Annotated in this window: 16 protein-coding genes; 4 read left to right on the forward strand and 12 right to left on the reverse strand. The window is 73.3% G+C overall.

What is annotated here, in order from left to right; all coding sequences use genetic code 11:
- Nucleotides 1-40 precede the first annotated feature (40 nt).
- The 11 genes from ACIQ87_RS33560 to ACIQ87_RS33610 form a co-directional block, all read right to left on the reverse strand.
- Nucleotides 41-1,519 (reverse strand): alpha/beta hydrolase, encoded by a 1,479-nt coding sequence (locus ACIQ87_RS33560; protein WP_402414319.1) that lies wholly within the window; start codon nucleotides 1,517-1,519, stop codon nucleotides 41-43.
- Nucleotides 1,520-1,904: 385 nt separating this feature from the next.
- A complete protein-coding gene (locus ACIQ87_RS33565) occupies nucleotides 1,905-4,256 on the reverse strand; it encodes a Helicase associated domain protein (RefSeq protein ID WP_402414321.1) in 2,352 nt (783 codons plus the stop codon).
- Nucleotides 4,257-4,548: 292 nt separating this feature from the next.
- On the reverse strand, nucleotides 4,549-5,487 hold the full coding sequence (locus ACIQ87_RS33570; RefSeq protein WP_402414323.1) for a sigma-70 family RNA polymerase sigma factor: 939 nt from the start codon (nucleotides 5,485-5,487) through the stop codon (nucleotides 4,549-4,551).
- A gap of 10 nt (nucleotides 5,488-5,497) precedes the next feature.
- Nucleotides 5,498-6,688 (reverse strand): NAD(P)/FAD-dependent oxidoreductase, encoded by a 1,191-nt coding sequence (locus tag ACIQ87_RS33575; RefSeq protein ID WP_402414325.1) that lies wholly within the window; start codon nucleotides 6,686-6,688, stop codon nucleotides 5,498-5,500.
- Nucleotides 6,689-6,923: 235 nt separating this feature from the next.
- Nucleotides 6,924-7,652 carry a helix-turn-helix domain containing protein gene (locus tag ACIQ87_RS33580; protein ID WP_402414327.1) on the reverse strand — a complete coding sequence of 243 codons (729 nt, stop codon included), beginning with the start codon at nucleotides 7,650-7,652 and terminating at the stop codon, nucleotides 6,924-6,926.
- Entirely contained in the window at nucleotides 7,649-9,823 is a 2,175-nt protein-coding gene (locus ACIQ87_RS33585) for a hypothetical protein (RefSeq protein ID WP_402414329.1), read from the reverse strand. The genes ACIQ87_RS33580 and ACIQ87_RS33585 overlap by 4 nt, the downstream gene beginning before the upstream one ends.
- A gap of 7 nt (nucleotides 9,824-9,830) precedes the next feature.
- Nucleotides 9,831-10,166, reverse strand: a complete 336-nt coding sequence (locus tag ACIQ87_RS33590) for a helix-turn-helix domain-containing protein (protein WP_392923814.1) — start codon at nucleotides 10,164-10,166, stop codon at nucleotides 9,831-9,833.
- A gap of 330 nt (nucleotides 10,167-10,496) precedes the next feature.
- A complete protein-coding gene (locus tag ACIQ87_RS33595) occupies nucleotides 10,497-11,375 on the reverse strand; it encodes a glycosyltransferase (RefSeq protein ID WP_402414333.1) in 879 nt (292 codons plus the stop codon).
- Nucleotides 11,376-11,382: 7 nt separating this feature from the next.
- Nucleotides 11,383-12,144, reverse strand: coding sequence for a hypothetical protein (locus ACIQ87_RS33600; protein WP_402414336.1), 762 nt, complete (start codon nucleotides 12,142-12,144; stop codon nucleotides 11,383-11,385).
- The gene (locus ACIQ87_RS33605; protein WP_402414339.1) at nucleotides 12,141-12,902 is read right to left on the reverse strand and encodes a hypothetical protein; all 762 of its coding nucleotides are present in this window, start codon (nucleotides 12,900-12,902) and stop codon (nucleotides 12,141-12,143) included. The genes ACIQ87_RS33600 and ACIQ87_RS33605 overlap by 4 nt, the downstream gene beginning before the upstream one ends.
- A complete protein-coding gene (locus ACIQ87_RS33610) occupies nucleotides 12,899-13,546 on the reverse strand; it encodes a 2OG-Fe(II) oxygenase (protein WP_402414342.1) in 648 nt (215 codons plus the stop codon). The genes ACIQ87_RS33605 and ACIQ87_RS33610 overlap by 4 nt, the downstream gene beginning before the upstream one ends.
- Nucleotides 13,547-13,851: 305 nt before the next feature.
- Here ACIQ87_RS33610 and ACIQ87_RS33615 point away from each other — a divergent pair, with 305 nt between their 5' ends.
- The 3 genes from ACIQ87_RS33615 (at nucleotide 13,852) to ACIQ87_RS33625 (ending at nucleotide 16,120) form a co-directional block, all read left to right on the forward strand.
- Nucleotides 13,852-14,616, forward strand: coding sequence for a sporulation protein (locus tag ACIQ87_RS33615; protein ID WP_402414345.1), 765 nt, complete (start codon nucleotides 13,852-13,854; stop codon nucleotides 14,614-14,616).
- 179 nt (nucleotides 14,617-14,795) lie between these two features.
- The gene (locus ACIQ87_RS33620) at nucleotides 14,796-15,491 is read left to right on the forward strand and encodes an alpha/beta fold hydrolase (RefSeq protein WP_402414347.1); all 696 of its coding nucleotides are present in this window, start codon (nucleotides 14,796-14,798) and stop codon (nucleotides 15,489-15,491) included.
- 131 nt (nucleotides 15,492-15,622) lie between these two features.
- Complete coding sequence (locus ACIQ87_RS33625; protein ID WP_402414349.1) at nucleotides 15,623-16,120, forward strand: phosphoribosyltransferase; 498 nt, start codon at nucleotides 15,623-15,625, stop codon at nucleotides 16,118-16,120.
- Between the two features lie 202 nt (nucleotides 16,121-16,322).
- On the opposite strand, the gene ACIQ87_RS33630 is transcribed toward ACIQ87_RS33625, so the two are convergent.
- The gene (locus ACIQ87_RS33630; RefSeq protein WP_402414352.1) at nucleotides 16,323-16,679 is read right to left on the reverse strand and encodes a beta/gamma crystallin domain-containing protein; all 357 of its coding nucleotides are present in this window, start codon (nucleotides 16,677-16,679) and stop codon (nucleotides 16,323-16,325) included.
- A gap of 518 nt (nucleotides 16,680-17,197) precedes the next feature.
- Between ACIQ87_RS33630 and ACIQ87_RS33635 the strand changes: the two genes are divergently transcribed.
- Nucleotides 17,198-18,721 (forward strand): S8 family serine peptidase, encoded by a 1,524-nt coding sequence (locus tag ACIQ87_RS33635; RefSeq protein ID WP_402414355.1) that lies wholly within the window; start codon nucleotides 17,198-17,200, stop codon nucleotides 18,719-18,721.
- Nucleotides 18,722-18,724 lie beyond the last annotated feature (3 nt).

Genomic DNA, 18,724 nt, shown 5'->3' on the forward strand with positions numbered 1-18,724 from the left:
GCGCCACCCCGGGTGGGTGGCGCGCCGAGCGGATGTGCGATCAGCCGGTGAACGGCGGTTCGGTGGGCGCGCAGACCGTACCGGGGGCGGGCAGAATGCCGTCGATCAGGTATCGGGTCTCGTACCGGGCGGCGCAGTCACTGGGGTTGGCCAGCACGGTGTGGCCGTAGCCGTCGACGGTCAGCAGCTGCGCGCGGGCGAGCGAGCGGGCCATCGCGCGGGACCCTTCGTACGGCATGGCCGGGTCACCGGTGTTGGCGACCACCAGCACCGGCCGGGCGGTCGGGTGGTTCCAGGGGCCGTCGTAGCGGTCGCGGTCCCGGGCGGGCCAGTCGGCGCAGCGCTCGTCGGTCCAGGCGAAGTACGGGCCGGCCTCGCCGGAGCGGGCCCGGGCGGACGCGGCCAGGGCCGGGTAGTCGGCGCGGGCGGGTGGGTTGGCGCTGTCCGAGCAGACCACCGCGAGCGCCTGGTCCGGCGACTGGCGCAGGACGGGTGGCAGCGGGGTGCCCGGCGTGGAGGGGGCCTCGGTGGCGGCCCACAGCGCCTGGAGCCTGGTGCCGAGGTGGCTCCAGCCGGTGTCGGGAATGCCCGGGGCGGGGTTGGTGGCGTAGAGCGAGAAGATCGTCGCTTCCAGGGCCGTGCCGGCGGTGTAGGTCATGCCGTTGACCGCGACCGGCCGGGTGCGCAGGCGCTGAAGCAGCGCGCCGTACCTGGCCCGGGTGGCGGCGGCCGTCCCGGCGGAGAAGGCGCAGGTCTGGGTGCCGGCTTGGCCGCACTGGTCGAGGAAGGCGTCCAGGACGCGGGAGGCGGCCACGTCGCTGCCGTTGCGCAGCAGAGTGCCCGTGGTGGTGGCCTGGTCTCCGCGGCCGGTCGACCAGGCCACCGGGTCCGGGGCGCTGTCGAGGACCATGGCGCGCACCCGATCGGGGAACAGGTTGGCGTAGGTGGCGCCGAGGTAGCTGCCGTACGAGGTGCCCAGGTAGCTGAGCCGGCGGTCGCCGACCGCGCGGCGGAGCAGGTCCATGTCCCGGGCCACGTTGGCGGTGGAGATGTGCGGCAGCAGGTCGGGGTTGCGGGCCGCGCACTGCCGGGCGAGGCGCTGGTAGGCGTCGGCCCAGGTGGTCTGTTGCTCCGTGCCCTCGGGGTAGCCGGCGGCCGTGCCGGCCAGCAGGGCCTGCTCGTCGGCGGGGTTGTCGAAGCACTGGACGGGTGCGCCGGCGCCGGTGCCGCGCGGGTCGAAGCTGACGATGTCGAAGCGCTTGCGCACCTGTTCGGGGAACTGGCCGAGCATCAGGGGCAGGGCCACGGTGCCGGCAACGGCCGGGCCGCCGGGGTTGTAGAAGAGCGAGCCGATCCGGTGGGCCTGGTCGTCCGCCGGGTGCCGGATGACGGCGAGGTCGATGCCGGCGCCGCGCGGGTCGTGGTGGTCGAGCGGGACCCGCGCGGTCGCGCATTCGAAACCGTCCGCGCACGTTGCCCAGGCGAGTCGCGGCGCTGGAGCGGTGTCCGGCGCGGCCACGGCGGTCGCCGGACAGACGGCCGCCAGCAGCGCAGCCGCGGCGATGCCCGCGCCCAGCCTCCACGAGGCCGCCGGGCGTCGGACTACGGCGGGGGATGCCTCGGGCCGGCGTGGGTCTGCCGCGGGGCCGGAGGAAGGGGAGGTGCAAGTCACGCGAGTGCCCTTTCGTCAACGGGCCGGACGGTCGCTCGCGCTCCTCGGTCGCGGCGCACCGCCCGGCACGTCCGACAGTTCCGCACCTCACTGGCAGAGCGCTGGCATCCCGCTGGCAGCGGTTCAGGCACCGTTCGGCGGGGCTTGGGCGATGCCGCGGTGGACGGGCCGGGGTGGGTCAGTCATCGTGTGGTGGCCTCCGGGAGCGGGGCGGCGGGGTGTGCGGGGCGGGTCAGCCGGCGACGGTCTCGGTGTGCCGGTGGAGGGCGTCCAGGAGCGCGGTCTGCTGGTCGGTCAGCTTGCCCTCGGTGCGGGCCTTGTCCTGCTTGCGCAGCCAGGTGCCGGGGCGGAAGGCGGGGTCGTCGCCGAGGCCGGTGCGGTTGGCGGGGCCGGTGAGGGTTCCGCCGGCGGCGAGGTAGGTGAGCAGGCGGCGGTAGGAGCGGTTCCAGTCCGGCTCCAGGCGCCACAGCTCGTCCAGCGCGGTGAGCTTGGCGGCCTGGTCGGGGGTGAGGTTGTCGGCCTTGCGCTGGCGGCGCATCCACGCGCCGACCGCGTGGTCGTCGAGCTTCGCGGTGGCGGGGATCGCCAGGTGGCCGTGCTGGTGGTGGAAGGCCTTGGCGTAGGCGTGGCCGCGTTCCCAGGCGTTGGCGTTCTTGGACCAGATCATGCCGAGCGCGTTCAGCTCGCTGACGCGGGCGGGGTCGAGCAGGTGCCGGCCGTGGAGGTGGCGCTGGCGGGTGAGCCAGGAGATCAGCTCGGCGTGCTTCGTCTTGTCGGTGGGGTCGAGGTGGCCGTGCTGGAGGTGGAAGACCGCGGCGACGGCGTGCATCCGCTGCCACTCGACCGCGCGCGGGTTGAAGGCGCGGAGCTTGACGGTCTGGAGGATCCGGGCGGCGTGCTGCCGGGCGTCGATCTTGAGCCACTCGATCGGCGACTCGACCGGGGCCGGCTGCTGCTCGCCCTCCCCGGCCGAGGCGGCCTCGCCCTGGACCGTCTCGGCCGCGGTGGTGTGCGCGGTGCCCTGGGAGCGGTGGGCGCGCAGCTCGGTGATCCGGCCGACCACTCGGGCGTCGTGCGCGGCGAGGGCGCGCAGGACGCGCCAGATGGTGCGGAAGGAGCCGGCCTCGATCTCGGTGTCGGCCTCGGCCTTCAGGGCCTCGCCGGCGTCGTGGACCTCGGCCGGGTGCGCGGTGGCGGTGTCGTCGCCGACGTCCGGGGCCGGGAGGTGGACCGGGATGATGACCCAGGACACCTTGCCCTGGCGGTAGGACTGGCGCAGTGCGCGGCCGACGGCCTGGACGATGTCGATCACGCTCGACTTCGGGTCTGCGAAGCAGATGGCGTCCACGGCGGCGACGTCGATGCCTTCGGAGAGCAGGCGGGCGTTGGCGAGGATGCCGCACTCCTCGCCGTCCTCGCCGGTGTGGGCCTTGAAGTCGGTGAACGCGGCGCGGCGGTCCTTGAGGCGGTCGGTGCCGGCCACCGCCTTCGCCCAGATCCGCTCGGGGCGCTCCGCGTCCTCCAGCAGCTGGGAGGCGTCCGGCAGGGTGTTCGCGAACTCGCGCGCTGCGGACACCCGGGAGTGGAAGGTGATGACGCGGCGCAGGCCGAGGTCGGCGACGGCGCGCAGCACCGCGATCTGCAGGGCCAGGCGCAGGAGTTCCTCGTTGGTGCGCTGGGAGCGCAGGTCGGCGACGGCGGGGAGGTTGAGCAGCTCGCGCAGGTCTTCGTCGGTGACGACGGGGACCAGGACGCGGTAGTCGGCGAGGTAGCCGTGTTCGATGCCCTGGCCGAGGGTCCAGGTGAACACGGTTGTGCCGTAGATGGACTCGTCGTCCATGGAGCAGAGGGCGGGCAGCGCCTGGCCGTCGGCGTCGGCGAGGTCGGCCAGGCCGTCCTTCGCGCGCCGGTCGTCCGCGATCCGCGGGGTCGCGGTGAAGTACAGCCGGCGCGCGGCGGGGACCTGGGCGTCGTCGTGGACCGCGGCCCAGGCCTTGCCCTCCGAACCGGCGGTGCGGTGGGCCTCGTCGATGACGACCAGGTCCCACGCGGGCAGTCCGCACAGCTGGTGGGCCTGGACGATGCGCTCCAGGCTCGCGTAGGTGGCGTACACGGTGACCGGCCGGCCTTTCGGGGAGCCGGCGACCAGATCGGCGATCCGGGCGGCCTGCGTTGACACCTGGGCGTGGATGCGGCCGCCGGCCTCCGCGCTCTCCAGCGCCTCCTCGCGCGAGCACGCCGCCACCGCCAGGCCCCGGCGCCCGCCGCGCAGCGACCACGCCTCGGCGGTCTGTTCCAGCAGCTCGATCGTCGGTACCAGCACCAGCACCCGGCCCCGAGCGGCCAGGCGCCGGGCGCAGCCGGCGGCGATCAGGGTCTTGCCGGAGCCCGTCGCCGCGATAACGGTCGCGCGGCCGCCGTCCTTCACCTCGCGCACCGCGGCGGCCACCGCGTCCTTCTGGAACCGGTGCAGCGGCAGCGGGTTCACGGCGGTGCCGGTCGGCTGGGACGGGAGCGGTGGCTCGGCCTGGGCGCACGGAGCGGCCGGCACGTCCTGCTCGGCGGTGGCGGCGGTGGTCTCCACGGCGGTGCTTCTCCTTCGGATGCTGAGGCGGCTCGGCGGGGCGGGCGGGGCTGTGGGAGGGGCGGGGCAGGCGGCCTCTCCCCCGGGCCAGGTCATGGATGGGGAGAGGTGCGACTGAGCGCTTCACTTGGCGAGTTGAGCGTTGGCCGGGCAGGATGTCAGCGGAGATGACCAGCGAATCCGGTTTGGTTGGTCTGGCCTGGAGGGCGCGGTGTCCTGTGCGCCAGGGATTGCATAAGCGCTGGTAGAGGCGTGGTTCGCTGCTGCGCGGCGTAGGGGCAGGTGGCTCTGGTCACCATGTGTGGACAGCCGGCGCGTCGGACTCGTACTGCCGCCAGGCCTCGTCGAGGCGTGCGAGTCGATCCGTGGCGGCGATGCCGTACAGGGACGCCACCTTGCCGTCGCTGACCTCGAACACCCCGGCGCCCACGACCCGGTCGTCAATCACGGCGAGGACGGCCGGGGAGCCGTTGACCAGCGCGATATGGAACGCGGGGGAACCGCCAGCCAGCCGCCGCTTCGCCGCAGTGGGCTTGAAGCCGGCCCGCGCATAGGAAGCGACGCGTTCGCGCGTCTCGTACCGCAGCAGCCGCCTGGCCAGTCCGGCGCCGTCCGAGATCACGGTCGCATCGGCGGTGAGCAGCGCCACCAGCCGTTCGGTGCGCCCCGACGTGGCCGCAACAAGGAACTCCTCTACGATCCGGCGCGCGAACGCCGGGTCCACCTCGTCGCCGCCACGGCGCTCGGCGGCGATCCGGCGGCGGGCCCGGTGGACATGCTGCTGGCTCGCGGACTCGGTGATGCCGAGGAAGCCGGCGATCTCGGCGTGCGGGTACGAGAAGGCCTCGCGCAGGACGTATGCGGCCCGCTCGACCGGCGAGAGGCGTTCCATGAGGGTCAGTACGGCCAAGGACACCGATTCACGCTGCTCGAAGGTGTCGGCGGGGCCGAGCATCGGGTCGCCCTCGAGGAGGGGCTCGGGCAGCCAGGCGCCCACAGCGCGCTCATGGCGCGCCTGTGCCGAGCGGAGCCGGTCGAGGCAGAGATTGGTGACGACCCTGGTCAGCCACGCTTCCGGTACCTCGACCCGTTCGCGGTCTGCGGCCTGCCAGCGCAGGTACGTGTCCTGCACGGCGTCCTCGGCATCGGCGGCCGAGCCGAGCAGACGGTACGCGAGCGAGGCCAGCCGGCGCCGGCTGGCCTCGAACCGATCGATGGCTGCGCTGTCCATGCGGAGCAGCCTAGGCTGCGGCCTTCATGCCGGGCCGGCCGGGCACGGTGACCAGGTTGCGCCTGCGCGTCGGCATTCCGAAGGTCGGGTGGGCGATGCTCCACCCGGACCCCTTGAGTACACCTGACTTGAGCCGCGCGGCGGTCCGGCCGCCCAGGTACCAGGACTTCGACCGGACGTCCCCGTCCACCATCTGGAAGATCGCGTCCCGCCGCCCCAGGCTGATGTGGTTGCCGTAGTACTTCAGCCCGACCGTCGGGACCTTGCTGTCCGTCAGGCGCGCGATGATCGCGGCGGTCGCCTGCATATTGGTGAAGCCCGCCGAGGCACAGGACATCGGCATCGGCCGGCCGTTTTCCCCGATCGCGTAGGCGCAGTCACCGGCGGCGTAGACGTCCGGGTGGGAGACCGAGCGCATCGTGCGGTCGACCACGATCCGGCCGGTCTCGGTGACCTCCAAGCCACTTGCGGCCGCGATGGGGGAGACCGCGAACCCGGCCGACCAGACAGTCACATCGGCGGGGATGGACCTACCGTCGGTGGCGATCGCCCGTACCTGCTCGACTGCTTCGATGCCGGTGTGCTCGTGGACGACGACGCCGAGCCGGTCGAACGCCCGGCGCAGGTGGCGGCGGGCCTTCGGGGAGAGCCAGGAACCCAGCTCGCCGCGGGCGGCCAGCGCGACCGAGAGGTCGGGCCGGGACTCGGCGAACTCGGTCGCGGTCTCGATGCCGGTCAGTCCCTCACCGACGACCAGCACCGTGCCGCCCTCGCTCAGTCCGGCCAGGCGTTCGCGCAAACGCAGCGCCGACCGCAGGCCGGTCACATCGAAGCCGTACTCGGCCACGCCGGGGACGCCGTGGTGGGCTACGGAGCTGCCAAGCGTGTAGAGCAGCGTGTCGTACGCGAGCTCGCCGTGGCCGTCCTCGCTTGTCACGGCGACGGTCCTGGCGTCAGGGTCGACACCGGTGACGCGCGCCAGGCGCAGCCGAACCCCGGTGCCCGCGAACACGTCGGCGAGCTTGCGGAACGCGAGGTCCTGGCCGACCGCGAGCTGGTGAAGTCGCATCCGCTCGACGAAGTCGGGTACGGCGTTGACGACGGTGATCTCGGTATCGGCCGGAGAGAGCCGGCGGGCCAGATTCCCGGCGGCGAAGGCCCCGGCGTATCCGGCACCGAGTACGACGATGCGGTGCTTCATGGTGTTGCTCCTGTCTCGTTCGCGCGCCCCTTGAATTCGCGTGCCCCTTGAACGAGACAGCGCCCCGATGGCTGACAGGATTCGTGTGTGACGCGCGTCACCGAAGCCAGGGACGGGTAGCCAGGCCTCCGACAGGCGCGTGGGCTGTCGGAGGCAGTCGAAACGGGGCGATGGCCGGCGGTCGAGCGGCTTCCCACACCCGCCAACTCGATCGCTCATCCGCCAACTGAAGCGCTCAGTCACAAGAGGCCGGCCGGTCCTCCTGGCTCTCGGGGATCCAGCCGCGGACTTCGAGGTAGGCGATGTCGGCGTCCTCGACGGCGCGGCCGGTCTCCACCAGCCAGTCGCGCATGGCCTCGGTGACGTCGCCGTGGTGGTCGGCGACCCGCTGGGACCACTCGGCGGCGTCGAACCCGCCGGTGGAGGCGGAGCCGTAGGTGCGTTCCTCCGTGCCGTCCGCGCGGGGGATGAAGCCGCGGCGGATGCCTCCGGAGTCCTTCTCCGAGCCCGCGCCGTAGACGTACTGGTCGGCTTTCATCCGGACGGTGAAGGCGAGGCGGCCTCCGGCCTGGCCGGTGGCGTGGACCACGGGCGCGAGGTGGGAGGCGCCGGACTTGATGGCCTGCTTCCCGGCGCGGCCGGCCATGCTGCCGCCCGCCTCGCCCACGACGTCCTTGCCGCGTACTCGGGCCTTCTGTCCGGTCTTCGTGCGGCGCCGTTCCATGTTCTCCCGGGCGACGGCGCCGAGTGCCTCGGTGTCGCGTTCGCCGCCGCGCACCGCGCGCAGGATCTGGCGCAGCGCGTTCACGAACGCCTTGCCCTTGCCCTTGGTGAAGAACTGGGAGACGAGCGAGGCGTCGCGGCCGAGCATCCTGGCGACCTGGCGCTTGGTGTAGCCGTGGTCGATCAGCTCCTGGGTCAGCCTCGCGGCCTCGTTCGGGTTGTCCGGGTCGGCCGGGCTCACTGGTCGGCCCCCGTCCGCGCGAGTTCGGCGCGGCCGAGGCCGCGCAGCTTGAGGTACTGCTCCTGGCTGGTCGGGTGCTCGACGGGGCCGGTGAGGTGGCCCTTGAGGAGGTAGTCGCCCGGCTCGCCCCGGTAGGGCCAGGGCTGGCGCTCGGTCAGGGCGATGCCGTCGGTGCCGAAGTAGACGACCGTGCCGGGCTTGGCGTGCAGGGCGCCGGCGTGGGCGATGATGTCCTTGCCCTGGCGGTACTTCATGTCCAGCAGCGCCGCGCGGGCGCCGGACCACACGTAGGCCGCCCATTCCGGGTGCGCGTACGGGTCGCGGGAGAAGCCGGCCTGTCGCTGCCAGGTGACCACCTCGCTGTCCTGGCCGAGGATCTCGACCCCGGCCGGGAGCGCCTCGCCGATCGGGGTGGTGCCGGAGACCAGGCGCGGGCGCTGGGCGAAGCCGCCCAGGCCGAACAGCAGCACCGACCGGACGGCGCGGGAGGCGAGGTAGGCGGCCTGCCGCTGCCGCTCGTCGGCGTGCAGCTTCGAGAGGTTGGTCAGGTCCGCCCAGGCCGCCTTCAACCGCTTGCCCCACTCGTCGAGGGGCTTGCCGTCCTCGAAGAGCAGGCCGCCGAGGATCTCGATCCGCCACGGCATCAGGTGGTTGGACAGCGCGAGGTGGATCTCCGCGCCGCCCGCCCACGTCGTGAACGTCGCGCCGGGCTCGGACGGGTAGGTCCAGGCGCGGTCCCCGGTGACCGGGGCGGGGAGCAGGCCGACGTGGTTCCACCCGGCCGGGACGGTCACACGGATGTTCCAGTGCGAGCAGGACATCAGGGCCTTGGTCTGCTCGGCCTCGCTCATCGCCGCGAACGCGGCCGCGGTGATACGGCGCGGGGTGCCGACCGGGGACTTCCACAGGTGCTTGGCGTAGGCGAAGGTGCGGTCGTACTCGACCAGGGCGGGCAGCTGCTCCGGGACGCGCGGGGGCAGGATCAGCTCGGTGCGGCCCTGGCCGCCGGTGGCGTGCAGCAGGCCGCGCAGTTCCTCGGAGAGGACCGGGTATCCCCCGGCCCACTTCCCGGTGGTGGGGACGGTGCGCGACCACAGGTCCCGGCCGGTCTGCGACGGCGAGCCCATCAGGACGGCGTCGTCCCAGTGGCGGCGCAGCGCCTGCCACAGCAGCGTGAACGCCTGGCGGCAGGTGACGACGTCGGCGCCGTCGGGGTCGAACCACTCCCCCATGGAGCGGATCTCGGTGCCGGCGCTGTCCGGGGCGGCCGCGGGGGCGTAGCGGCCGACGGGCTGGCGCTGGTGGACGAAGTGGCCGGCGAGCTTGTCGCGGCCGGAGCCGACCGCGGTGGTCCACCGCTCGGACGGGGTGTTCAGCCAGGCGGCGACGGCGTCCTTGAGCGTGCTGTAGCGCTCGGCGCCGTCGTGCCAGGGGGCGCCGGCGGTGAGGTAGATCCGCTCCGTGCCGGGCGCGGTGGCGAGGACGGCGTCCAGGATCTCGCCCGGGGTGCGGGCGCCGAGGTCGAGGCGCACCACGCGGTCGCGCACCGCGAGGTCGCCGGTCGTGGCGTCCAGGAACACCGTGGAGCGGGCCTGCTGGACGAAGTTCGGGCGCTTGGAGAGCAGACCGGTCGTCACCGCTTCGAAGCGCGCGCCGGCCGGGCCCTCGGGGAGGGTGGGCAGTTCGCGCGGACCGGCCTCGACCACCGGACGCGCCGGGGCAGCGACCGGAGCGACCGAGACGGCCGACTCGACCGACGCGACCGACGCGACCGAGGCGGCAACGGGGGCAGGCTGCTCGGCGACGGCGGCGGGCCGGGCCAGCGCCGGGGCGACCGCGCTCACGGACGCGGCGACCGGCTCGGCCTTCGGCGCCTCGACGGGCGCGGGCGCGGCCTGGTCCTCGGCCTTGACGGCGCGGACGGCGGCCGGGGTCGGGTCCAGCAGCGGCGCGATCCGCACGACGTCGCCGACCGACAGCCCGGAGGCCTTCGCGATGGCCGGCGCCTGGGCCCCCTCGTACCCCGCGAGCCCGGCGACCCGGCGCGAGCGCTGGGCGGTGAGCTTGTCCAGCTCCTTCTGCGCGGCCGCGACCTGCTTCTCGGCGGCCGCGATCCCGGTGCGCAGCTCGCGCAGACCGGCGAGCTCGGCGGTGTACGTCTTGCGGTCCATCAGGGTGTCACTTCCCTTCCGTGGCGTCGGTGCTGGTGCCGGTGTCGAGGGGGCGGGCCTGTCGGGCGAGGGTGAGCCAGCCGTCCGGGCCCTGGGTGCCGTGGATGTCGGCCAGGCCCGCGAGCAGGAAGGCGTAGGCACCGCGTTTGGGGGCCCGCGGCTGAGCGGCGCCGTTCTCCCACTTGGCGAACGTCTCCCGCCGGGTCTTCAAGGCCTCGGCGACCTCGATCTGGGTCAGGCCGGCGGCCTTGCGCAGCCGTTCCCGCTCGGCCGGTTCCGGCAGGTCGCCGCCGTCCCGGGCCTTGGCCAGCAGCGCGTCCACCGCCGCGTAGATCTCGGACATCACATACCTCCTGACGGAATAGGTAGCATAGACAGCCTCTTGATGCGCATCATCTTTCGCCGCATATGAGCAACACGATGACCGCATAACTTCGGCTGGCGCGCCGGGGCCGCGGTGCCTGCGTGTCGTGTACGCCGTCGGGTTCCGCGAGCATCACGGAACGTCAGCATCCGATGACCGATCCGCCGGACAGGAGTCCGCCGGCGGCATGGAGAACATCACCGGCGAGGACGGCCGGAGCCGGAACGGGCCCCGGGTCGCCGGTCGTGGATGGCGTCCTTCGCGGTCGCGCGCCGGGCGGCCGGCGGCTGGTGGCTGGTGGGTCCGGTCTCAGGGGGCGAAGGCCCGGGGTGCCCACTGGTCGAGGTAGTCGGCGATGGGCCGCAGTTCGGTGGCGAGGAGCCGCTGCTGTGTCGCCGCCCAGGGCTCGGCGAGGACGGTGGCGATGGCGCCGGGGAAGGTGGAGAAGCGTGCGCAGGCCAGGACGGTGGCCCGCAGGTGCGGGCCGGGCAGGTGGACGAGGCCGGTGCGCAGGATGTTCTGGAGCCACGGCTGCTGCTCGGGCCGGTACGGCGGGAGGGTGCGGAAGCGGTGGGTGACGACGGCTTCGGGGACGCCGAGCGAGGGGCGTCCCGCGCGCCACCACCGCAGGGCCAGTTCGACGTCCTCCAGCCCGAATCCGCTGAAGGCCGCGAAGCCTCCCTCCGCGAGGAAGCGGTCGCGGACGACCGCCAGGCAGCCGCCCGGGAGGAGACCGACCTCGCCGGGTGCGGGCCCGGTCGCCGGGCGCCAGCGGTAGGTCAGCAGGGCGTCCACGAGTTCGGCCCCGCAGCCCACGAAGCGGCTGTCGGAGGCGTCCCGCACCGCGGGGCCGACGAGCGCGTCCGGCGTGCGGTCGAGCGCGGCCACGAGCGGTGTCAGCCACCGGTCGTCCACCGCGCAGTGGGCGTCGAGGAAGACGAGGACCGGTTGGTCGGCGGCCCGCGCGCCGCGGTTGCGGGCCGCGGCCACGCCGACGTGCTCCCCGCGCAGGGTCCGCACCCACGGCGGCCAGTCGCGCTCGCAGCCGCCGTCCGTGCTGCCGTCGTCGACGAGGACGAGCTGGCGCGGCCGCACGCTCGCGCTCGCCACCGACCGGACGGTCTCGGCGACCCGGTCACCCTCCTGGTAGGCGCAGACGACGACGGAGACGGGCACCGAGGAGCGCATGCCGGCGTCACCGCTGCGGTGGGGCGGTGGGTTGCGGACCGGCGGCGGTGAGCTCGGGCGGCAGGCTGCCGGCCACCGAGGCGGGTGTCCGGGCGCGGCTCCAGAAGCTTCGGCACTCCGGCAGCAGCCGGCCCTGCCGGGCGGTGTCCACCCAGGTGTACCGCTCCGGTTCCCGGGTCAGGGCGAAGCCGCGCAGCAGCGCGAACTCGCAGAACCCGCCGAACCCGGCGGCGTGCGCGTAGTCGCCGATCGACTGGCCGTGCGCGTCCCGGCAGTGGGCGCGGAGCCCGGCGTACACGTGCCGGGGGACGATCAGGGGCGGCGGCTCGGTCACGTCGGGCCGCACCGGTTCGCCGTAGAAGGCGGTCGGGCACCGCCGCCAGCCGTCCGACTCCGGCCGGGTGCCGCCCGAGTCGAAGGCCATCCGCGGCCGGCCGCGGTCGAACAGGCGGGCCGTCAGCTCGCAGGGCGCCGTGAACACCTGGTCCGAGTCCAGGTGCAGGATCATGTCCGCGTCCGTGTAGCGGTCCGCGTTGAGCTTGGTGATCTGCTGGCCGAGGTAGTCGTCGGCGTAGTCGCGGCAGGTGGACAGGCGGGCGCCCGTCGACTCGATCGCCGACGGCTCCATGCGTTCGAGGCTGGAGCGCGGCACGACCACGACGACCTGGCGGTGGCCCGAGACGAACAGGGCGACGGACCGCAGCGCCAGGTCCAGCCACTGCCGGTCCCGGTGGTACGAGCGGATGAAGACGTCGATGACCGGGGTCATTCGACGGGCTCGTCTCCGATGCCGATCGCGGGTCCCGGGGTGCCCGTGATGCCGCCGGGCGGCGACGTCATCAGGAGTTCGTCGAACCCGGGGAACACCTCGGCCCACCGCGTGTCGCCGGCCCAGTGCGGTGCGATGCCCGCCGCGAGTGCGAGGTGGAACCCCGTGAGGCGGGAGATCCGGGCCCGGTCGAGGTTGAGGGCCAGCGCGTCGCCGAGACGGGTGGTGTCCAGGCCGAGTTCCTTCAGCACCGCGGGCGGGCTCGCCGAGTACGCCGTGAACTCGCTCCTGTCGGTCAGGACCCGGGCCTGCCGGGGTACGAAGCCGACGTCGGTGAGCTCGCCGGAGACGACCGCCGACTGCTCGTTGACGAACAGGGACACCCATTCCACGCCCGCGCCCGTCAGGTCCTCGAGGAGGAACTTCGTCATCGCCGCTGCCAGCCCCACGTTGGTGGCGTCCCGTACGGAGAGGAACGCCGGGGTGAGCAGCGCCTGCCCGTTGTCGCCGACCACTGCCACCGCCGTGCCGCGCAGGGTCCTCGCACCGATGCCGGACGGCGGCCACGGGCGTTCTTCGAAGGCCACGGCGGTCCTGGTGCGGGCTCTCGCCGTGAGCGGGACCAGGACCTCGTCGAGCAGGTGCCCGAGGCCGAGCTGTCTGAGGAACCGGGACAGCTCCGGCCGGTACTCGCCGAGGGGGTCGGTGGTGATCCGCAGTTCCAGACGGTCGTTCAGCTCGTCGTGGAGGTTGTTCATCGTTTCTCCTCGCTGGTGCTGCTGTCGTCCAGGTGGTAGAGCCATGCCACCGCCGAGTACCGCACGCCGGTGCGCACCGGGCGCACCTCGTGCAGCACGTCGGAGCGGAAGGTGACGATGGAGCCGGCTTCGAGCCGGATGTTCTCGGGGGCCACGGTGCCGTCGGGCCGCGGGACGTGGAGGACCAGCGCTCCGCCGTCGAAGGACGGGAGGCCGTCGCGGGGTGTCGCGTCGTTCAGCAGGCAGACGATCGTCAGCCGTCGACGGCGGACGACGGCCGGGTCCAGCGGGTCGTCGGAGCTGTCCCGGTGGGCGCGGAAGAGTCCGCGCTCGGCGTAGCTGCAGAACTTCGGGCCGTCCAGGGCGACCCGTCGCCATCCCCCGTCCTGGATCGTCTTCCGTGCGACCTCCCGCATGGCGGTGACGACGGGCTTCGCCGCCTCGGGCGCGGGCAGGTGCTCCGAGCAGCTGCGCATGCTCAGGTCGACCACGTCGTTGCTGCGGCGCAGCACCGGGCCGGCGATGGCGGCGGACCGGGCCATGGCCTCGACGGCGGCGCGGCAGTCCTGTGGTGACAGTGCGTTGTGCCAGATTCTCGGCTGCGCGTCGTGGCGCTCTTCACGGCTGGGAGTTCCGGTCCGCATCCTTCTCCCGCTCTCGGTCGGTCGTGCGACGGCAACGAGAAACCCGCCGACACGTTAACCAATGGTGACGGCGATCTCGCGGAAGGTGATCGACCGGGGTCTGCCGTGTCCGCGTCGTCGGCTCACGCGTCCCTCCGGGGCCTGTCGTTGGACGGCCGGGCACGCCGGCGACGGGAGGGGCGACGCGGGTGCGGGCGGATGCCGGGGTGCGGCCGGGTGCGGCCGGATGGGGCCGGCCTGCGGTAAAGCGCAGGCAAAGTAGGATCGGTGCGCTCGGTCCCCGGTTCTGTGAGGAGTGCTCCCGGATGGTGTTCAAGCGGCTTCTCGGCGCCCTGGGCGTCGGTGGACCCACCGTCGACACGGTGCTGTCCACCCCGACCGTCCATCCCGGCGGCACCGTGCACGGCCAGGTCGACCTGGTCGGCGGCAGCCGGGACGCCGAGATCAACGGCATCACGCTCTGCCTGGCCGCCCGGGTCGAGGTCGAGCACGGGGACGGCGAGAGCCACACCGTCAAGGAGTTCGCCCGGGCGCAGGTCTGCGGCCCGCTGCGGCTGGCCGCCGGGGAGCAGCGCGCCGTCCCGTTCGCCCTGCCCGTGCCGTGGGAGACGCCGCTGACCGCGATCGGGGGCCACCACCTGACGGGCATGGCGCTCGGGGTCCGCACCGACGTGGACATCGCCGGCCAGCTGGACCGCGGGGACACCGATCCGCTGGCGGTGCAGCCGCTGCCGGTGCAGCAGCGGGTGCTGGAGGCCCTGGCGGCGCTCGGCTTCCACTTCCACCGGGCCGACCTGGAAGCCGGCCGGATCCACGGCACGGGCCAGACGCTGCCGTTCTACCAGGAGATCGAGTACAAGGCGGCGCCCCGGTTCGCCCGGCACTGCAACGAGATCGAGCTGTCCTTCGTCACCGACCCGCACCGGGTCGAGGTGGTGCTGGAGTTCGACAAGCGCGGCATGTTCCGCGGCGGCGACTCGGTGCGCACGTTCCTGCTGGACCATGCGGCCGGGCAGCACGACCTGACCGGCACTGTGGACGGCTGGATCCGCGGCGTGCTGGGCCACTGACTGGCGGGGACCCGGTGTCCGGTAGGAACCGGGCGCCGGGTCATCGGTCGTCGGTCATTGCTCGTCGGTCGTCGGTCGGCGAGGCGGCTGTGCGGCAGCCCGTCCGCCGGGACCGGCGCGGTCCCGAAGGTATCGTCGGGAGCGCTGGACGTGATCGATGGGCAACGGAGGTGCCGCACATGGGCGTTGACGCCGACCGGCCGACTTTCCTGCTGGTTCACGGGGCCTGGCACGGGGCTTGGTGCTGGGACCCGGTGCGCGAGGCGCTCGGGGGCGACGGTTGGCGGTCGCACGCCGTCGACCTGCCCAGTGCCAACTCCCCTGCCGATCGGTCGGTCGGCATGCTGGATGACGCGCGGGCCATCCGGGACGGCCTGCGGCGCATCGACGGACCGGTGGTGGTGGTCGCCCACTCCTACGGTGGGGTGCCCGCGACGGAGGCCGTAGCGGATGCCGCCGACGTGGTTCGGGTGGTGTACGTGGCGGGGTTCCAACTGGACGCGGGCGAGAGCATGTTCACCTTTCTCGGCACGCCCGCGCCGGACGACAGCAGCGGCCGGGCCCTTCCCTACCCGGACGCGCGGCGCATTCTGTTCGCCGACGTTCCCGAGGCCGAGGCGGAGCGGGCCGTGGCCCGGCTGCGGCCGCAGAGCGTCCGTTCCTTCACCGAGCCGGTGACCACGGCGGGATGGCGCACCGTGCCCTCCAGCTACGTCGTCTGTGAGCACGATCAGGCGCTCGATCCGGCCCGGCAGCACGAGCTCACCGCCCGGGCCGGATCGGTTCACCGGCTGGCGAGCGGCCACTCGCCGTTCCTCTCGATGCCCCGGCGGCTCGCCGCCCTGCTGGGCCGGATCGCGGCCTCCGGGGGGTGACCGGTGGCGGAGGGGTCCAGGCGCCGACCGGGTCCTGACCGACGGGGCGGCCGGCGTGGGGAAGGCCACACTTCCGGCCCCGGGCGTGCCGGTGCTCGCCGCCCGGGCGGCGGCCCAGGACACTGGTCGCCGTGACTGATGTGCGCGAGACCTTGGACTACCAGACCTTCGGACGGGCGGTGCGCGAACTCGCGCAGACGATCGCCGACGACGGCTACGAGCCCGACCTCGTCCTGAGCATCGCCCGGGGCGGGGTGTTCGTGGCGGGCGGTCTCGCCTACGCGCTGGACTGCAAGAACATCCACCTGGTGAACGTCGAGTTCTACACGGGCGTGGGCACGACTCTCGACATGCCCGTCATGCTGGCGCCCGTGCCCGCCGCGATCGACTTCACCGACAAGAAGGTCCTGATCACCGACGATGTCGCCGACACCGGCAAGACCCTGAGGCTGGTGCACGACTTCTGCCTCGACCATGTCGCCGAGGTCCGGTCGGCCGTCATCTACGAGAAGTCGCACTCCCTCGTGAAGTGCGAGTACGTGTGGAAGAGGACCGACGACTGGATCGAGTTCCCGTGGTCGACGCAGGGACCGGTCGTCAGGCGCGACGGCCAGGTGCTCGACGCCTGATCGGAGGAGAGCGGAGCGCGGAGCGCCGGTTCGGTGCCGCCGGCCGCGGGGAGCGCGCATGTCGATGCCGTAGGTGACGGTGCCGCACAGGACCCCGTCGCGGCGCAGCGCGCCGTAGCGGCGGGCGGGCATGCCGGTGCCGGTCACGCCCCTGCGGGGATGTGACCGGCACCGGTGTGGGGAGTGGCCGGGTGGTGTCGTGTCACCCGATCTGGATGGCGGCGACCCTCGGCGGGCGGTTCGGGAAGGTGATGTCGGTCCAGCGCTCGATCCTCACGGAGTCGCCGTTCACGTCGTAGTAGGTCAGGTCGTTGTTGCCGGTGGAGATCCGGTCGACCCACCAGCCGCCGAAGTCGGTCCTCCCGCCGTTCGCGTAGCAGTCGACGCTGTCACGGCCGTTGAGGTGCGACCAGATCTTCAGGAAGTCGTTGCGGCCGCCGTCGCACTGGACGTGGTCGATGGCGAAGGCGTCGCCGCTCGGCAGGCCGACGGTGAACGTGGCGGCCGCGGCGAGCGCCATGGCCATGGAGCGGACGGCCCTCTTGGTCTTCGAGATCACGGATTCTCCCTCGTACGAGGGCCGGGACGTGGCCCGGCGCTGTCGGTGACGTCGCGTCATGACGGGAACGGCGTTGGAACGGTGCTTCGCCGGTTCGGCTCCTCACGGCCGGTGCCCGTCGGTGAGACGGCTGTGAGGAGCCGCGACCTCAACGTAGTGACCCCGGTTCCCCCGTCCGGCCGCAACACTCCGGATGCGAACCGGCGGGCCGGGACATCACCCGATCGTGGCACTCACGGGGGATCGGTTCGGACCGGCCGGCCGGCCGGCCGCGGACCTTCGACCTGACGGAGAGTGTGAAGGTGTCCGCGTCGCCGCGGGCCCGGGGTGGCGCCGGGCGGGCGGAGGGCAAGCCGTTTCGGTGCGGCGGCGGGGGTGACTTTTCGGATAGTCGCGGCAGGCGTCGGCGGGCGAGGCTGGGGAACGTTCCGGGACGGCTTCATCCCCGTACCACCCTTCCCGTACCCGGCCGGCGCTCCGTCCTCGGCCGGGCCCACCCCGGATGATGTGGAGACCACATGGCTCGACGACGTTCCCTGCCCCGGCTCGGCCTGGCCGTACCGGTCGTGCTGTCGCTGACCGCCTCGCTCGGGTTCCTCCCCGCATCGGCCTCGGCGACGCCCCGAATACCCTCCGCCGCACCGGCCGGGGACGCGCCCGCCCTGGCGTACGTCGTCAACACCGGGACCGACCGGCACACCATCGCGCAGGTGCAGCGGGCCGTCACCGCGGCCGGTGGCAGCATCGTCGTCACGTACGACGCGATCGGCGTGATCGTCGCCCGCTCGGCGGACCCCGACTTCGGCAAGCGGCTGCGCGCGGTGCGCGGGGTGGAGTCGGCGGGTGCCACCCGGACCGCGGCGCTGAGCGTGGCGGGGACGACCGAGGAGGGCGCGGTGCGCCGGCTCTCCGAGGCCGAGGCCGCGAGGATCGGGACGGCGTCCGACGGCGGCGAGCCCCTCGAGGCCGAGCAGTGGGACCTGCGGGCGATCGGCGCGGACAGGGCCGCGAAGGTCAACCCCGGCAGCCGGGACGTCACGGTCGCCGTGATCGACACCGGCGTCGACGACACCCACCCCGACCTCGCCGCGAACTTCTCCCCCGCGCAGTCCGCGAACTGCGCCGGTGGGAAGGCCGACACCACGTACGGCTCCTGGCGGCCGGCGGACCCGGACTACTTCCACGGCACGCACGTGGCGGGCACGATCGCCGCGGCCCGCAACGGCGTCGGCGTCGCGGGCGTGGCACCCGGCGTGAAGGTCTCCGGCATCACCGTCTCCCAGCCCACCCCGCGCCAGCTGATCTACGCCGAGAGCGTCGTGTGCGCCTTCGTGTTCGCCGCCGACCACGGCGTGCAGATCACCAACAACAGCTACTACATCGACCCGTGGCAGTACAACTGCCTGGACGACCCCGACCAGAAGGCCATCGTCGACGCGGTCGACCGCGCCCAGCGGTACGCGCAGCGCAAGGGCACCCTCAACGTCGCCGGGGCCGGCAACTCCAGGCACGACCTGGCCTCCGAGGGCTTCACCGACGCCGGCAGCCCCAACGACTCCACCCCCGTGAACCGGACGGTCGACCCGCACCGGTGCTGGGACCTGCCCGCACAGCTGCCGGGCGTCGTCACGGTCAGCGCCACCGGCGCCAAGGGCGCGAAGGCGTACTACTCCAACTACGGCCTCGGCGTGATCGACGTCGCGGCGCCGGGCGGCGACCAGTACGTGGCCTCGGACACGCCGTCCGGGTCGGGCGGCGTCCTGTCGACGCTGCCGAACAACCAGTACGGCTACGAGCAGGGCACGTCCATGGCCACGCCCCACGTCGCCGGGGTGGCCGCGCTGCTGAAGTCCGCCCACCCGAACGCGACCCCGGCCCAGTTGCAGGCGCTGCTCAAGGCCCAGGCGGACAACCCGGGGTGCCCGGCCGACCCGTACGACTGGAACGGCGACGGCGTCGTGGACGCCGTCTGCGCGGGCGGCGAGCGCGTCAACGGCTTCTACGGCTTCGGCGTCGTCGACGCGCTGCGCGCGGTCGAGTAGGCG

Origin of the sequence: Kitasatospora sp. NPDC096204 (assembly GCF_044763205.1) — a bacterium.
Lineage (GTDB): Bacteria > Actinomycetota > Actinomycetes > Streptomycetales > Streptomycetaceae > Kitasatospora.

Bases quoted from the DNA above. Each gene is read 5' to 3' on its own strand.
- ACIQ87_RS33570 (WP_402414323.1), bottom strand. From the start codon at position 5,487: ATGGACAGCGCAGCCATCGATCGGTTCGAGGCCAGCCGGCGCCGGCTG.
- ACIQ87_RS33575 (WP_402414325.1), bottom strand. From the start codon at position 6,688: ATGAAGCACCGCATCGTCGTACTCGGTGCCGGATACGCCGGGGCCTTC.
- ACIQ87_RS33585 (WP_402414329.1), bottom strand. From the start codon at position 9,823: ATGGACCGCAAGACGTACACCGCCGAGCTCGCCGGTCTGCGCGAGCTG.
- ACIQ87_RS33590 (WP_392923814.1), bottom strand. From the start codon at position 10,166: ATGTCCGAGATCTACGCGGCGGTGGACGCGCTGCTGGCCAAGGCCCGG.
- ACIQ87_RS33595 (WP_402414333.1), bottom strand. From the start codon at position 11,375: ATGCGCTCCTCGGTGCCCGTCTCCGTCGTCGTCTGCGCCTACCAGGAG.
- ACIQ87_RS33600 (WP_402414336.1), bottom strand. From the start codon at position 12,144: ATGACCCCGGTCATCGACGTCTTCATCCGCTCGTACCACCGGGACCGG.
- ACIQ87_RS33605 (WP_402414339.1), bottom strand. From the start codon at position 12,902: ATGAACAACCTCCACGACGAGCTGAACGACCGTCTGGAACTGCGGATC.
- ACIQ87_RS33610 (WP_402414342.1), bottom strand. From the start codon at position 13,546: ATGCGGACCGGAACTCCCAGCCGTGAAGAGCGCCACGACGCGCAGCCG.
- ACIQ87_RS33615 (WP_402414345.1), top strand. From the start codon at position 13,852: ATGGTGTTCAAGCGGCTTCTCGGCGCCCTGGGCGTCGGTGGACCCACC.
- ACIQ87_RS33620 (WP_402414347.1), top strand. From the start codon at position 14,796: ATGGGCGTTGACGCCGACCGGCCGACTTTCCTGCTGGTTCACGGGGCC.
- ACIQ87_RS33635 (WP_402414355.1), top strand. From the start codon at position 17,198: ATGGCTCGACGACGTTCCCTGCCCCGGCTCGGCCTGGCCGTACCGGTC.